The sequence below is a fragment of the Caballeronia sp. LZ003 genome (assembly GCF_031451465.1).
Taxonomy (GTDB): Bacteria; Pseudomonadota; Gammaproteobacteria; order Burkholderiales; family Burkholderiaceae; genus Caballeronia.
The window spans coordinates 15,816-29,817 of record NZ_JARUXJ010000237.1; the positions used below are offsets into that span (position 1 = coordinate 15,816).

13 protein-coding genes are annotated in these 14,002 nt (G+C 60.1%); 9 read left to right on the plus strand and 4 right to left on the minus strand.

The window, feature by feature from the left end; all coding sequences use genetic code 11:
• Positions 1 to 71 precede the first annotated feature (71 nt).
• The gene (locus tag QCE79_RS36480) at positions 72 to 1,793 is read right to left on the minus strand and encodes an amidohydrolase family protein (RefSeq protein ID WP_309853264.1); all 1,722 of its coding nucleotides are present in this window, start codon (positions 1,791 to 1,793) and stop codon (positions 72 to 74) included.
• 756 nt (positions 1,794 to 2,549) lie between these two features.
• On the opposite strand from QCE79_RS36480, the gene QCE79_RS36485 reads away from it, so the two are divergent.
• The 4 genes from QCE79_RS36485 to QCE79_RS36500 all read left to right on the plus strand — a co-directional run bounded on the left by QCE79_RS36485 (position 2,550) and on the right by QCE79_RS36500 (position 5,872).
• Positions 2,550 to 3,074 carry an MFS transporter gene (locus QCE79_RS36485; RefSeq protein WP_404989498.1) on the plus strand — a complete coding sequence of 175 codons (525 nt, stop codon included), beginning with the start codon at positions 2,550 to 2,552 and terminating at the stop codon, positions 3,072 to 3,074.
• A gap of 775 nt (positions 3,075 to 3,849) precedes the next feature.
• On the plus strand, positions 3,850 to 4,599 hold the full coding sequence (locus QCE79_RS36490) for an electron transfer flavoprotein subunit beta/FixA family protein (RefSeq protein ID WP_309853268.1): 750 nt from the start codon (positions 3,850 to 3,852) through the stop codon (positions 4,597 to 4,599).
• A 15-nt stretch (positions 4,600 to 4,614) separates the two neighbouring features.
• Positions 4,615 to 5,571 carry an electron transfer flavoprotein subunit alpha/FixB family protein gene (locus QCE79_RS36495; RefSeq protein ID WP_309853270.1) on the plus strand — a complete coding sequence of 319 codons (957 nt, stop codon included), beginning with the start codon at positions 4,615 to 4,617 and terminating at the stop codon, positions 5,569 to 5,571.
• Between the two features lie 40 nt (positions 5,572 to 5,611).
• Entirely contained in the window at positions 5,612 to 5,872 is a 261-nt protein-coding gene (locus tag QCE79_RS36500) for a hypothetical protein (protein WP_309853272.1), read from the plus strand.
• Between the two features lie 220 nt (positions 5,873 to 6,092).
• On the opposite strand, the gene QCE79_RS36505 is transcribed toward QCE79_RS36500, so the two are convergent.
• Positions 6,093 to 7,748: an aldehyde dehydrogenase family protein gene (locus QCE79_RS36505; RefSeq protein WP_309853274.1), complete on the minus strand. Its 1,656-nt coding sequence runs from the start codon at positions 7,746 to 7,748 to the stop codon at positions 6,093 to 6,095.
• A 68-nt stretch (positions 7,749 to 7,816) separates the two neighbouring features.
• A complete protein-coding gene (locus QCE79_RS36510) occupies positions 7,817 to 8,587 on the minus strand; it encodes a helix-turn-helix domain-containing protein (RefSeq protein WP_309853276.1) in 771 nt (256 codons plus the stop codon).
• Between the two features lie 235 nt (positions 8,588 to 8,822).
• On the opposite strand from QCE79_RS36510, the gene QCE79_RS36515 reads away from it, so the two are divergent.
• The 5 genes from QCE79_RS36515 to QCE79_RS36535 are packed head-to-tail and all read left to right on the plus strand — an operon-like array spanning position 8,823 to position 12,885.
• A complete protein-coding gene (locus QCE79_RS36515; protein ID WP_309853278.1) occupies positions 8,823 to 9,590 on the plus strand; it encodes an SDR family oxidoreductase in 768 nt (255 codons plus the stop codon).
• A 26-nt stretch (positions 9,591 to 9,616) separates the two neighbouring features.
• On the plus strand, positions 9,617 to 10,849 hold the full coding sequence (locus QCE79_RS36520) for a cytochrome P450 (protein WP_309853280.1): 1,233 nt from the start codon (positions 9,617 to 9,619) through the stop codon (positions 10,847 to 10,849).
• On the plus strand, positions 10,836 to 11,243 hold the full coding sequence (locus QCE79_RS36525) for a nuclear transport factor 2 family protein (protein ID WP_309853282.1): 408 nt from the start codon (positions 10,836 to 10,838) through the stop codon (positions 11,241 to 11,243). Before QCE79_RS36520 ends, QCE79_RS36525 begins: the two co-directional genes overlap by 14 nt.
• Positions 11,244 to 11,284: 41 nt before the next feature.
• The gene (locus QCE79_RS36530) at positions 11,285 to 11,605 is read left to right on the plus strand and encodes a 2Fe-2S iron-sulfur cluster-binding protein (protein ID WP_309853284.1); all 321 of its coding nucleotides are present in this window, start codon (positions 11,285 to 11,287) and stop codon (positions 11,603 to 11,605) included.
• Complete coding sequence (locus tag QCE79_RS36535; RefSeq protein ID WP_309853286.1) at positions 11,602 to 12,885, plus strand: FAD-dependent oxidoreductase; 1,284 nt, start codon at positions 11,602 to 11,604, stop codon at positions 12,883 to 12,885. The genes QCE79_RS36530 and QCE79_RS36535 overlap by 4 nt, the downstream gene beginning before the upstream one ends.
• Positions 12,886 to 13,602: 717 nt before the next feature.
• Here QCE79_RS36535 and QCE79_RS36540 read toward each other — a convergent pair.
• A partial coding sequence (locus tag QCE79_RS36540; protein WP_309853287.1) for a transposase occupies positions 13,603 to 14,002 on the minus strand: 400 nt, incomplete at its 5' end.

Genomic DNA, 14,002 nt, shown 5'->3' on the forward strand with positions numbered 1-14,002 from the left:
GTGTTTCGCGACACCCTCGGGTCGCCCGTTACCCGGGGCACGGCTTGGCGTGCCGGGGTGAACCAGCATCCTCAGGATGCGCTGCCATGCCTCAGCACACGTCCGGGCAGGCTGGCTCCTTTTTCCCACGCTTCGCCTGGCCGGGGCAGTACGGTGCCGTTGACGAGAACAGCCTGCATGCCGGTCGGGTACGACACCAGCCGCTCGACGCCACCTGGCATGTCGGTGACACGCTCGAGCGGGCCCGCACCGATGGTCGCGGGGTCGAACACCACGACGTCGGCCGGCGCGCCGACGGCCAGGTGCCCGCGGTCGCGGAAACCGAAGATGGATGCCGGCCGTCCGGTGAGCATATGTACCGCGCGCTCGAGCGACAGTACCTTCTTTTCGCGTACCCAGTGGCCAAGCAGATGAGTGCTGTAACAGGCATCATTCAGCTGCGAAAGGTGAGCGCCTCCGTCTCCAAGACCAATCACGACGTTTGGATCGCGCAAAATCTCTTCAGCATCGTCCTCGTCAAAGTTCAGCATGGGAATGCGGAATCGTGTCTTGAGATCATTCGCGAGCGACAGGTCGAGTACGAGGTCGACCGGGTGCACGCCACGCTCTGCAGCCACATCCTCGACCTTGCGTCCTTCAAGCCCCGGTTCGCTCGGGCAGAACGAGATCTCCAGCAGGCGCCAGCTCGCCCGGCGCATCCTGCCCTCATCCTCGCCACCGGGGAAGTGATGATCGTTGCCTCCGCGGCCCTCGACCTCCTTGCGGAACAGTTCGCGAAATGCCGGGTCCTGATAGATGCGCGCGCGTTCCTGGGGGGTATTGGCCTGTACGACGGGTTTGAAAATCGCCCAAGGGTCGAAAGCAGAAGGAAGTGCAAAGTCCACCTCCATGACAAGTGGCCTGCAGGCGGTCTGAGGGTAGATCGGCAGACCGCGTTCGAGGAACTCCCGGGTGTGCTCCAGGCCTGCGCGATGCTTGCCCTTGCCGAGCTGTCCAGCCACGAAAAAACTCCAGCAGACGTTCCGACCGGTCGCGCGAGCCAGCGCTTCAAACTCATCCCACGGAGGCATGCGGCCAACGTTGTAGTGCATGATGCCGGTATTCTCTTCACGCAGCGCCTCCGCGAGGGCTAGGACTTCGTCGAAATCGGCCACGCGACTGGGCACGGGCTTTCCGTCGAAGCCGAAGTGGGTCGGCGCGACGGACGTTGAAAATCCGAGTGCACCGGCCCGCAGGGATTCGACAACGAGTGCTTTCATCTGGGCAATTTCCTCCGGTGTCGCCTTGCGCTCGACCGCGGCCTCCCCCATCACATACAGGCGAACCGGAGAGTGACCGATGAAAGTTGCGGCGTTGATCCCCAGGCCGTTGCGTCCGATGCGATCCAGGTACTCCGGGTAGGTGGAAAATCCCCAGTCGCCCATGCCTGCTTCCAGCGCGGCCAGGTCCATCCCTTCGACGCGTTCAAGCATCCGCATGATGTGCCCACGATGTTCGGGGCGCGTGGGCGCGATACCGAAGCCGCAGTTGCTCATCACCACCGACGTGACGCCGTGCCATGGCGAGATTGTGAGCATCGGATCCCATAGCACCTGTGCGTCGTAGTGTGTGTGCACGTCGACAAAACCTGGCGTCACCGCGCATCCGTCAGCATCGATGGTGCGCCGCGCGTCCTCGGGCGCCTCACCGAGTGCGACGATGCGGCCGTCGCGAATGCCGACGTCGCCGGAGAAGCCAGGCTTTCCGCTGCCGTCGATTACGGTCCCGCCGACAATCTTCAGGTCGTAGGTCATAAGAGTCTCCGAAAGTAATCTGGTTTGGCCATCCCCGCGCGCCTGCGCCGGAAGAGGACAGGGTGATTCCAGTTGCTTGAGGCAACGTGGTTCCATTGGATAGTGTACGCTATCTACAACAGTCCGGAATACGGGCTTCTGCTTATAGCGCGGAGCCCGTAAACGGGGCGGCGGTGCCCGCCTGTGATGACGGCTCAAGGTGATGATGTGAGTGTAGGTGTGTTGGTGCTACCATACGACCCTTATAAAGCTGAGCCTATCCGTGGTTGTGCGAGTGCGCGAGGGTGCCAAGGCAGCATGACATCGCACAACTGCCGCGCTGTGCCGGAGAAAGTCCTGCGCCACTGACGCGGGCCAGACGTAAGAGGCCGTCGCCATCGCTGGCCTGTGCCTGCGAGGCGCGCATGTTGGTGCCTTCGTCGGGCTCCCGGTTGCCTATGGACTACTTGGTTGACCCCCGCCTCTGGTCATTCCATCATTGGTCGCGCCATACTACCTGTGCGATTAATCGTGCATCCTGAAACGGTGACGTCGCTCTGTTCCACAACTTCCTGCGTGTGTCCGTCGCGCCCGAGTCGCTGCGCACGCGGTCGACTTTTACTACTGCCGCCTCAGACGAGGACGGGACGTGCAAAGTCTTTCGTCCCGTCGGGTCAATGCAGGGCGTCATGCCGGGAGCGGGCAACTGCGAATTGCGAGCGCCATAGTTTCGCACCGGTTGTCGTGCTGGAACGGTTGACGTCGGGAGGCACGTGGGTGCTTCGAAGCCGTGGGGCACCGGCAATTTTCAGCAGGGCGGGACCTTCTCGGGCGGGCTTACTCGTGTCGATTCCGTATCTGGCTGGCGGAGTTGCGGTACTGCCCGCGGGGAGGTTGTCGGACTTGCTGGTCAAGCGCGGATTTCAGCCCTTCACCGCACGACGCATGATGATGTCGGCCTCGGCTGTACTGACCGCCCTGGCGATGTTCGCGACTGCGTACTGCACGACGCTGGCGTCGGCGGTGACCATGCTGACGGCCGGGATGTTTGCCTATAGTCTTTCCGCGGCCAATTTTGGCACGCTCCCCGCGGAAGCAATCACTACGCGGCGCCTAGTTGGGTCACTCGCTGGCATCCAGAATTTCGGGGCGTTTATCGGTGCAGCATGTGCGCCGCTGGTGACGGGAATTGTTTTGGACAGACTCGGCGGATTCTTCATCGCGCTGATTCTGGCCGGCTGTCTCGCACTGTTTTCTGCGTTTCTGTACGGCCTGGTAACGCACAGACGTATTCCCGTTTGACGTGAAGTGCCAGTTATAACAATGCTGGCTGTCAGGATAACGCCAAGGTCATTCATCATTCATCTTCTGCGAGTCTCCTGACAAGAGACTTGCAGTCTGTCCGTTACGGGCAGGTCGCCACAGCCGGAAGCATCCGGAATACTTCATCCGCACGCACTCGTGACGCCAGTCCTCGCTGTATAAATTTTGCACCTTTGCGATCGGGCATGCGTCCCGCTGTAACCCTACGTTCGGGTACGTCCGCGAATGACACGAGGCACACAGGAGGCGACAGCGGACAGTTATTGATGGCCGCTTTCCGTGGTCAGTCCATCGGGGGAGTTCCCGACGGGGAAGAATGGAGGCCGGCATCGGCTGCGCACGCGTGGCCTTCGGTGCGCGACCGGTCTTCCGGTGTGGCACCGGAACGTCGGGCGCAACGCGAAGTCAGGTAAGCGCAATGCGGTTTGCCTCACACTGAATTCAATGTCAATCGCCCGCGTTCGCTTTCCTGCGCGAGATGTTGGTGCTACCATGGAACCTAATATGAAGCGATCGTTGTCGGGCATCGGGCGGTTGGCGCGCAGACGACGTTCCCTCTTCGCGAGACGGCCATGAAATCGATTCCTGCGGGAGAGACGTATTCGTCGGCATTGCTGCCGGTCGCGTTCTGACGCAACGTATTTCGCCATGCCTGGCATCGAGACATCAGTTCGTTTGCGCAATGTAGATGGTACAGGGGCGCCCCAACAGTCGAAGTTCGTTACTGGCAGGTTTTTGTTGAGGAGTACACCAAATGAAGATTGTTGTCCCCGTGAAACGGGTGATTGACTACAACGTGAAAGTTCGTGTCCGAGCGGATGGCACCGGTGTGGACCTATCGAACGCGAAGATGTCGATGAATCCGTTCGATGAAATTGCCGTGGAGGAGGCAGTGCGACTGAAGGAAGCCGGCGTGGCAGCCGAGGTGATCGCGGTGTCGGCGGGCGTTGCACAATGCCAGGAAACGCTGCGCACCGCACTGGCAATTGGCGCGGATCGCGCTATTCTGATCGAATCGGAGGACGAACTGCAGCCTCTCGCCGTCGCAAAACTGCTCAAGGTGCTGGTCGACCGGGAGCAGCCGCAGCTTATCATTCTGGGCAAGCAGGCAATTGACGACGATTCGAACCAGACCGGCCAGATGCTTGCAGCGCTCGCGGGGATGCCGCAGGCGACATTCGCCTCCAGGGTCGTCGTCAAGAACGGCCGGGCTGCCGTCTCGCGCGAGGTGGACGGTGGGTCGGAAACGCTGTCGCTGACGCTACCGGCGGTCGTGACGACTGATTTGCGGCTCAATGAGCCACGGTACGTAACGCTGCCCAATATCATGAAGGCGAAAAAGAAGCCGCTGGAGACGCTAACGCCAGCGGACCTCGGCGTAGACGTGACGCCGCGGCTGAAGACACTGAAGGTCGCTGAGCCGCCCAGGCGCAGCGCAGGCGTAAAGGTACCGGATGTGGCGACGCTGGTTGCAAAGCTGAAGACTGAAGCGAAAGTCCTTTGACGGGCAGGGGTAGACATGACGATTCTTGTAATTGCCGAACACGATAACGAAACGCTCAGGCCTTCGACTTTTCATGCAGTGACCGCAGCCTCCGTGGTGGCGGCGCTCACTGGACACGCGATTCACATTGTTGTTGCAGGCTATCGGGTACAAGGGGTTGCGGATCAGGCGGCCCACATTGCCGGCGTTTCGCAGGTGTTACTGGCTGACGCACCGCAACTTCAGGCAGGTCTCGCGGAGAATGTCGAGGCGACGGTTCTGCCGCTGGCGAAGGACTATACGCACATTCTGGCACCCGCGACAGCCGCAGGAAAGAACGTGGCGCCGCGCATCGCGGCGAAGTTGGACGTGGCTCAGATCAGTGATGTGACAGCGGTGATCGCGGTCGACACGTTCGAACGTCCGACCTATGCGGGCAACGCTATCGCCACGGTGCAGTCGCTCGACCCGGTCAAGGTGTTGACGGTCCGCACCACGGCCTTCGATGCGGCGCCCGCCCAGGGCGGCAACGCGTCCGTCGGACAGATTGCCGTTGCCCCGGACACAGGCGGGTCGGAACTTGTGGGTCGGGAGATGACGAAGCAGGACCGCCCCGAATTGACGGGCGCCAGCATTGTCATCTCAGGCGGCCGGGGCCTGGGCAGTGGCCAGAACTACGCCGAAGTCCTCAAGCCGCTGGCTGACCGCCTGAACGCGGCGCTCGGCGCCTCGCGAGCGGCCGTGGATGCGGGTTACGCACCTAACGACTATCAGGTGGGGCAGACCGGCAAGATCGTCGCACCTGAGTTGTACGTCGCGGTCGGAATCTCGGGCGCGATCCAGCACCTCGCGGGGATGAAGGACTCGAAAGTGATTGTTGCCATTAACAGGGACAAGGAGGCACCGATCTTCAGTGTCGCCGACTATGGCATCGTGGGCGATCTGTTCGCAACGGTTCCCGAACTGGTCACGAGTCTGTCGGGGAGCAACTGAGGAATCGCCGGCGGATCAAGTCCGGCAGGAGGAGGTGCAGATGCTGACGACGCAATACGACAACGCGCGCTCTCAGGCGGCAAGACATGCAGACCGCGAAGATGCCTCGCTCTGGCGGTGGTTCTGCGAACTGTACGAGGAGGGGAGGATACGGTGGTGCAAGGCGCCCAAAGGCTGGCTAGTCAGCGTCGATCACAGGCATCTTGCGACCGAGCCGGATTTCGACACAGCGCTCCGGGCGGCCCAGCAGCGCTTTTTCTCGGGGCGTCACTGCGGCGTGAAAAATACGGTCGATAAGTAGTACGGAACGGTTCTGCTGCCGTACGGCGGCGGTACCTTCTCCTGTGTTTATGGCCGGCACGGCGGTGCGGAAAGCAGCAGCTCTCGCTGGTAGCGCAAACGGCGTTGCCGTTGTCGCCGGGTTTTCTCAAAGCTGTGATTGAGTTTCGTTCGTGCCAGCCATCAACTACGCGTTTTTTGGGTGCGGGAAGTTTCCTTTGCCTTAACGGGCCGCTTTTCGCTTACTCGAGGTTGACGAAGACAGACTTCGTTTCAAGGAACGCGCCGAGTCCCTCATCACCCAGTACCCGGCCAATTCCGGACTGCTTGAGTCCACCGAAAGGCATAGCCGCATCCATAATCCCATAGCAGTTCACCCAAACATTTCCGCTTTCGATCCGGGCAGCGAGGCGATGCGCATTTCTGAGATCAGTGGTGTATATGCCGGCTCCAAGGCCATAGGTCGTATCGTTTGCACTGAGGGCAACCTGATTGATATCCTCGAATGGGGAGGCGACGAGCACAGGGCCGAAAATCTCCTCGCGCACGATTTTCATCCCCGGACGCGTGCCGACGAAGACGGTTGGAGGCACAAAATAGCCGGGGCCGTCCGTGGCAGGACCGCTAAATGCGATTTCTGCTCCCTCTTCGCACCCCCGCGCGATGTAATCCAGCACACGTCCCCGCTGTTTCTGTGAAACTACCGGGCCGAGTACTGTCGCGGGATCCATTCCGTTGCCGAGCTTATAGGTAGACATGACCTCACCGATGCCGGCAACAACTCTGTCGAAGACTTTCTTCTGGACGAAAAGCCGCGATCCCGCGAAGCAGATCTGTCCGGTATTGGCCGCAATCGCCATTGCTGCTGCGGGAACTGCCCTATCGAGATCGGCGTCGTCAAAGATAACAAGCGGTGACTTGCCTCCCAGTTCAAGGGTCAAACGCTTGAGATTGCCTGCGGAAGCATGAACCAGCTGCTTTCCGACAAGGGTGGAACCAGTAAATGACACACGACGTATGACCGCGTGATCCGCGATTGCCTGGCCGGCCTCAGCGCCATACCCCGGGACGATATTGAGCACTCCCGGCGGAATTCCTGCTTCCAGTGCCAGCTCACCCAGCCGTAAAGCGGTCAGTGGAGTGATTTCCGAGGGTTTTAGAACGACGGTGCAGCCCGCGGCAAGTGCGGGAGCGACCTTTGTCATGAACACACCTATCGGTCCATTCCATGGCGTGATCAGTCCGACAACGCCAACCGGTTCCCTTCGCGTATAGCTGTGTATTTCGCTGTAGCGGGTAGAGAGCGCTGCCTGATCGAACGACTGGCCATGGATCCGCGTCACCGCGCCGGCAAAATGACGTAGCCAGTCGACCGACAGCGCGACGGTGCGTCTGGCCGAGCCTATCGGCATTCCGTTGTTGCGCGTTTCGAGGACGGCAAGTTCGTCGGCATGGCGCTCGATGATGTCGGCGTACCTTAGCAGCAGGCGCGTGCGCGTCGCGCCATTCAATGTTCGCCAGTGCTTGCCAGTGAATGTCTCCTGAGCAACGCGTACGGCACGGTCAACGTCCTCCGCGCCTGCGCGCGCGACTTCGGCAATCACATTTTCCGTGGCCGGATCCACCACCTCGAATGTTCCACCCGACAAGGCGTCTACGCGCTCGCCTCCGATCATCAGTTGATGGGTTTTGCCCAGAAAGGTCTCTGCTTGATTAACTCCGCTACCCTGCATGCCAGTCTCCTGCTTGATGAAATTCTCTAATGATGGTGCGGCAACGCCCCGGATATGGAGGCGACACGGTGGTCCAGTGGCGCTGCTTATAAGAGGGATGGTAGCACCAAAGATCGCCGGGTGGTCTGTCATGCCAGTCGCCGTCATCGCAAGGCGCATCGACATGCATGAACGCGGTTCCACTGCGGTGACGGGCGTTCGTCCAATCTGAATTTTTGGGGTATCGAGCAGCGCTACCTGCGCTTCTGGCCGATGGTTTTTCTCGAACGCAATGACCCCGTCTTCCGGTGAGCTTGTTCTCGCTTGTCAGTAATCTCAGATGCCGGGCTGCGTGCCACTCCAAACAGGGCGTATGAAGTCATTTCGGCCATCAACGCTTCCCGGGTCGGCTGCTTTATCCCGAACAGAAGGTCATCGAACAGGGTGAGCGAAAGCACTGACGCGAACGTGATGCGAACAGCGATGTTCGTATCGATTCTCCACCCCATCGCGTTCATGGACGGTTGCACGGTCTGCACGAGGCGCTCGAAATATCGCAGAAGAGGGGATGTTTCCGCGTGAAGCAGATGATCCAGTTCGTTTTCGTGGGTCTGGATCGCCAGCACGAGCGCTTTCCAGAGCTGGCGGTCGGCGCTCAACTGATCGTAAAGCGTTTCTATGTAACGGCGAGCTCGTTCTACCGCGCCTTCCATGTCGGGTTGCCGGACCACCCACGTGCTCTCGTAATGAGCATCTAGCATTGTCTCAAAGGGCAAAAACACCGCCTGTTCGAAAAGCGCCGCCTTGCCCCCGTCGAAATTGCGATAGACCAGATGCTCCAGCACGCCAGCGTTCTCAGCGATCGCGCGGATGCTTGTGCGCGCATAGCCGACATTCGCAAACATCTTGCGCGCGCTCTCAAGGATGAGACGACGGATTTCGCCGGTACTACGCCGCGTACGCTTCGGCCTTGTCTGGACAGTTTCAAGGTTACTACCGTGCGCCTCTCGCTTGGCTTTGTTCATGGGTGAATGCGTTTGTCAGGTGGAACTCAATCGTAATGCCAGTGACTGACTGTGTGTGAGGGAAGACAGGACCGCACAGGCTTCCAGATCAGGGTTTTTCAGTACATCAGACGGGCTGGCGCGGCTTGATCTTCGTTAGATAGTCAGTACAATCTAGTGGAAGAAACGAAGCTCATCCGCGGCTGGCAGCAAGCGGGAGCGGCATCGCGTAGTCGACCCCTGATATGGAATGCTCATGAATAGCTCAACGGCAAGAACGGTTCTGGTCACAGGTGCCGCGGGAGGAATCGGAGCCGCGTTGGCGCGCCATGGGTCGATGAAAGGTTGGCGGGTCATTCGCGTCGATCTGAACGAGGGTGACTTTTGCGCGGATCTTGGTGTGCCGGAGCAGCGCCGCGCGCTGGCCGATAGCCTTGCGCGCCGTTACGACACACTTGATGCTGTAGTTTGCTGTGCAGGGATCGCGCCGCCGAAGGACGCAGAGACGATCGTGGGCGTCAATTTTTTCGGTACGAAGGGACTTCTGGACGATCTGTTGCCGTTGTTGCAGGCGTCGGCTTCGCCGCGGGCCGTCGTAGTGACGTCCATTGCGTCTGTCTATAGAGCCGACGATGAACTGGTAAATCTGTGTATGGCCGGAGACGAGCGGCAGGCGCGCGAACGTGCGAGGCAAGCCGGAACGCTCGCCTATGCGTCGTCAAAGGTCGCGCTTACGCGATGGATTCGCAGGACTGCAATTTCGCCCGGCTGGGCGGATCGGGGCGTTCTTCTTAACGGTGTTGCGCCCGGCACCATCAAAACCGCCATGGCGGTTCCCGTGCTTTCCACGATTGAGGGGCGCGAAAAGCTCGCCAGGATAAGCCCCCTGGCCGTGGCGGACTACGCCGAACCCGACGATATCGCGCCACTGCTCGCTTTTATGGCGAGCGCGGAAAACCGCTTTATGGTGGGGCAGGTTCCGTTTGCCGATGGTGGGTCCGAACTGCTGTTACGAACAGATTGAAGACCATGACAACAATGGAGACGGTAATGAACGATGATCGCGGCGCTGAATCATGGCGGGAGTACAACCATATCGAGCTTTCGGTTCGCCCGGATGCTCCGCAGGTTCTCGATCGGTTGCGGGCACAGTGTCCGGTCGGCCGAAGCGAAAAGTTCGGTGGCTTTTACATCCTGACGCGCTATGCGGACTGCGTTGCTGCTGCAACGGATCCGCGATTTTCGTCGTCGCTGCAGCATGGTCCCGGCGCCGGGTTCCCGCACACTAAAGCACGCGATGGAACCCTGCAGATTCCCATGATCAATGATGATGGTCAGCGGCATCGTGACTTCCGTTTGCCCCTGCAGAAACTCTTTTCACCAAAATTCGCGGCCTCGCAGGGCGACCGGATCCGCGAGATCTGTGACGGCCTGATCGATCGGTTTATAGAACAGGGACGCGCCGATCTTGCTGATCAGTACAGCATCGAACTCCCTGCGATACTGATCTGCGAACTCCTGGACCTTCCCGCCGATCGCCGGCGTGAGTTCCAGGGTTGGGCAAGTGATCTCGTTGCCAACGCCAGCAACGATGCGATGCAGAAACTCGTTCAGTTGACGGAAGACCTGTACAGACTGCGCACGGAAAGCCCTGGCCAAGACATACCGAGCAAAATACTCGAATTCTCCATCGAGGGGCACCCGATCACGAAGGACGAATGGCGCGGACTGGTTCTGTTGCTGATTTTGGGGGGGCTCGACACGACTGCGAATGCCGGCAGCCATATATTCGAGATGATCGGCCAGAGTCCAGAATTGAGGGCGTTTCTCCTCGAGGACAGGTCTCGGATCGCCACCGTGATCAAGGAATTTGTTCGCGTAATCAGTCCCGTCTCCCAGCACTCACGTGGAGTGACAGAGGACGTTGAGGTCGGCGGCCACCAGTTTCACAAGGGGGACGTTGTGCTGCTCAACTGGCTGGCAGCAAATCACGATCCGGCGGTATTCGAAGATCCTCACACGTTCAATGCTGATCGCGCAGCAGATCGTCATCTGGGGTTCGGCCATGGCCCGCACCGGTGCCTGGGGAGCTACCTTGCGCTGGTTGAGCTTCAGGTCATGATCGAGCAGATACTCGACCGGCTCCCCGACTTCGAGCTCGTACCTGGCGGGGTGACCCGCTTTCCCAGCCTCAACCGTGGCATCAGTCATCTGCAGGTGACATTTACGCCCGGCAAGCGACGTGACCATGGCGTCGAGGAGGTGCGCGATGCCAACGGCTGAGCAGGTGGCACAAGCCGCTCGTCGGTATGCGGAGACGATCAGTGCAGGTGACCGCGACGGCTGGCTCGCGGGTTTCACCGAAGACGCAGAACTCGTCGAACCAGCCAATTCAGCGCCCAGACAGGGCAGGTCCGTATTTGCCGGTATCTTCGATGCAATCCAGGCGTCGGGAAGGCGGATTGCATTAAGGCCCATACGGTCCATCGTCAACGGGAACGAAGTTGCGGTTCACATGGACGTGCGCGTCTTTCTCGCAGACGGTCGCGTTGTCGAGAATTCCGTGATCGAAATTTTTGGCATAACTGATGATGGCCGTATTGCGCGTCTGCGCACGTTTCTGGATAGCACAAGCGGCGCGGCTCCAGACCCAAGGTTGAGTCAGGATCTGCCTTAGGCGGTGCCAGTTCTTTCTGTCATTTTTCTTTTCTTGCGCATATGCCCACTGTTATTGTTATCGAACATTCGGGCCGGGAACACCGGCTGTCATGCGAATCAGGTCAAAGTGTGATGGAAGCGGCTGTCACTTCAGGTATGCCAGGCATCCTTGCTGACTGCGGGGGAGCGTGTGCCTGTGCGACCTGTCACGCTTACGTCGACACCGATTGGATTGGACGTGTCCCGCCGCCGGCGGCGGACGAACAGGACATGCTCGAATGCGCCATTGATGTCAGTGAGGCCAGCCGACTGACCTGCCAGATCGTCATGTCAGAAGCCCTGGATGGTCTGGTGGTTCATCTGCCGAGATCCCAGACATGACGGATATCGGAGAGGCCGGCGCTGCCAGCCTGGCAGACAATGAGCGCCTGCATAAGGACGGGAAGAAATGTGCGGTGATCGTAGGGGCGGGACATGCCGGTGCCGAACTGGCTGTAGGGTTGCGCAAAGAGGGCTGGGCGGGACGGATCATACTGATCGGGGACGAAACCGCGTTGCCGTATCACCGTCCTCCGTTATCGAAGACATTTCTCGCGGATTCTGCCAGTGAATCCGCCATGCCGTTGCGCGCAGACTCTGCGTATCGCGATGCAGGCGTCGAATTGTGGCGTGGCATACGGGTGGTCGAGCTGGACCGGCGGGAACGTCGCATACATCTTGCGACAGGCCCCAGCCTCAGATATGACAAGGTGGTGCTGGCCACAGGCGGCCAGGCGCGGGCGCTACCCGCGAAATTGCTACAAGTCCCTTCGTCCAATGTTCACACGTTGAGGACGGTGATGGATGCCGTAGGCCTGCGCAGTCAGATGCGACCGGGCGCCGCGTTGCTGATCATTGGTGGTGGGTACGTCGGACTCGAAATAGCGGCGTCATCCGTGCAACTCGGGATGACTGTGCATCTTGTCGAAGCAGCGCCGCGGGTGCTGGCCCGCGTCACCGCACCGGAGGTCTCCAGTTTTTTTGAAACCAGGCACCGCGCTGCCGGCGTGGACATCCGCACAGGGGTATCGGTCAATGAGTTCCGTCAGGATCCGGCTGGCCGCGTACTCGGTGTTCTGCTGTCGGACGGAACCCAACTGAACGTCGACATGGTACTCGCCGCGATTGGGCAGGAACCCGCGGTCGAGCTCGCGCGTAGCAGCGGTCTCCACGTGGATAACGGCGTGTGCGTCGACGAACTGACGGTGACCGGTGACCCTGACGTGCTGGCGATCGGGGACTGCACCAGCCATCCGAGCCCTTTGTACGGCGGAAGGCGGATCAGGCTGGAATCTGTACCGAACGCGTTGGAACAGGCGCGCACCGCCGCTGCGACCCTGTGCGGGCGCCACCGGCCACATCATGCCGTACCATGGTTCTGGTCCGATCAGTATGACCTCCGGCTGAAGATGGTCGGTCTGTCACAGGGGTATGAGCAGCTCGTTTTTCGCGGAGACCCGGACAAACAGTCATTTTCCGCGTTTTACATGAGTGGGTCACGGATCCTTGCGGTGGACACCGTCAATCGTCCTCAGGAGTTCGCAGCGGCCAAGCGTATTATCGCAGGGCAGATACCGTTCGATCCGGACCTCCTCAGAGATGAAGCGAGACCGCTCCGGTAATACTTCAGGGCCCGCACTGCAGGAGACAGCTGTATTCGGAAGGCAAAGCGGTGAGCTTGATGCCAGTAATGCCTTTCGGCTGTGCCCCCGTTTGCCCCTCTCAATCTCTCAAACGTCATTGCAGTCGTCCGCACTATCCTTGCCGTACGAGGTCGCTCCTCGAAGCATCCACGGCGCGCCCGTAAGTTGTACTAACAGCAGGTGCCGTGTGCCCGAAAGAGCTGGTGGCGGGTGTCTCGGAAACGTACGTCGATGGTACGGATCGACGAGCTTTGCATCCCGAGGAACGATTGGTGTCGATGGCGGTCAGTTTCCGTGCTTTTCGGGCGGCATCGTATATCGGCGTCGCGGCAAAGCGCGAACAATCCAGCTAGCGGAAGCAGTAAATGCGCTGTGAGTGATATGACGACGATGCGGGTCGCGGCGTAGAGAGCCCGTAGGGCGACTGGAGACGCGACTCGCATCGCGTCGCGGCAGCGACATGGTAGAAAGGCGTTTGCCAAGGAAGAACAACAGGCGCGACGCCGGCCTCAACTGCCAGGTCCAGTCCGGCACCGCGCCTCCACGGGTTTCCATGTGGCAGGCCTTCTGGCCGGCCGGAGAGCCGTGTGAGCTGCCAGTATCGCATTGCTCGCGCGGCCCGTCGACTGTACGCGGTCCACGAACGACGCCCCTCGGAGTAAGGTGGAGAGCGCGTGATGTGCTCAGCAATGCGGGTCAGCGGAGATCTGGGGGCATCTTCCAAGGAAGCAGCGCGTCGTAGTCGTCAACGGTCCTCGCCAGAGGAAGACGTTGGAACAACCAATGAAGGTAGCGATAGGGATCGATGCCCCCGGCTTTGCAGGTTTCAATAAGGCTGTAGAGGTTTGCACTTGCGTTCGCCCCCGCTACGGTATCGCTAAAAAGCCATGAGCGGCGCCCGACGACGAATGGGCGAATCGCATTCTCGCAAGGGTTATTCGAGATGTCCCAAGTGCCGTTCTCGACGTAGCGGATCAGCTTCGGCCACTGCTCGCGCAGATAGGTCAGTGCCTTTCCAAGCAGACTTTTTGGCACGATGCCGGGCGACTGCGCGAGCGCCAAGGCGTAGATGGCGTCGAGGATGTGCGTGCTGTAT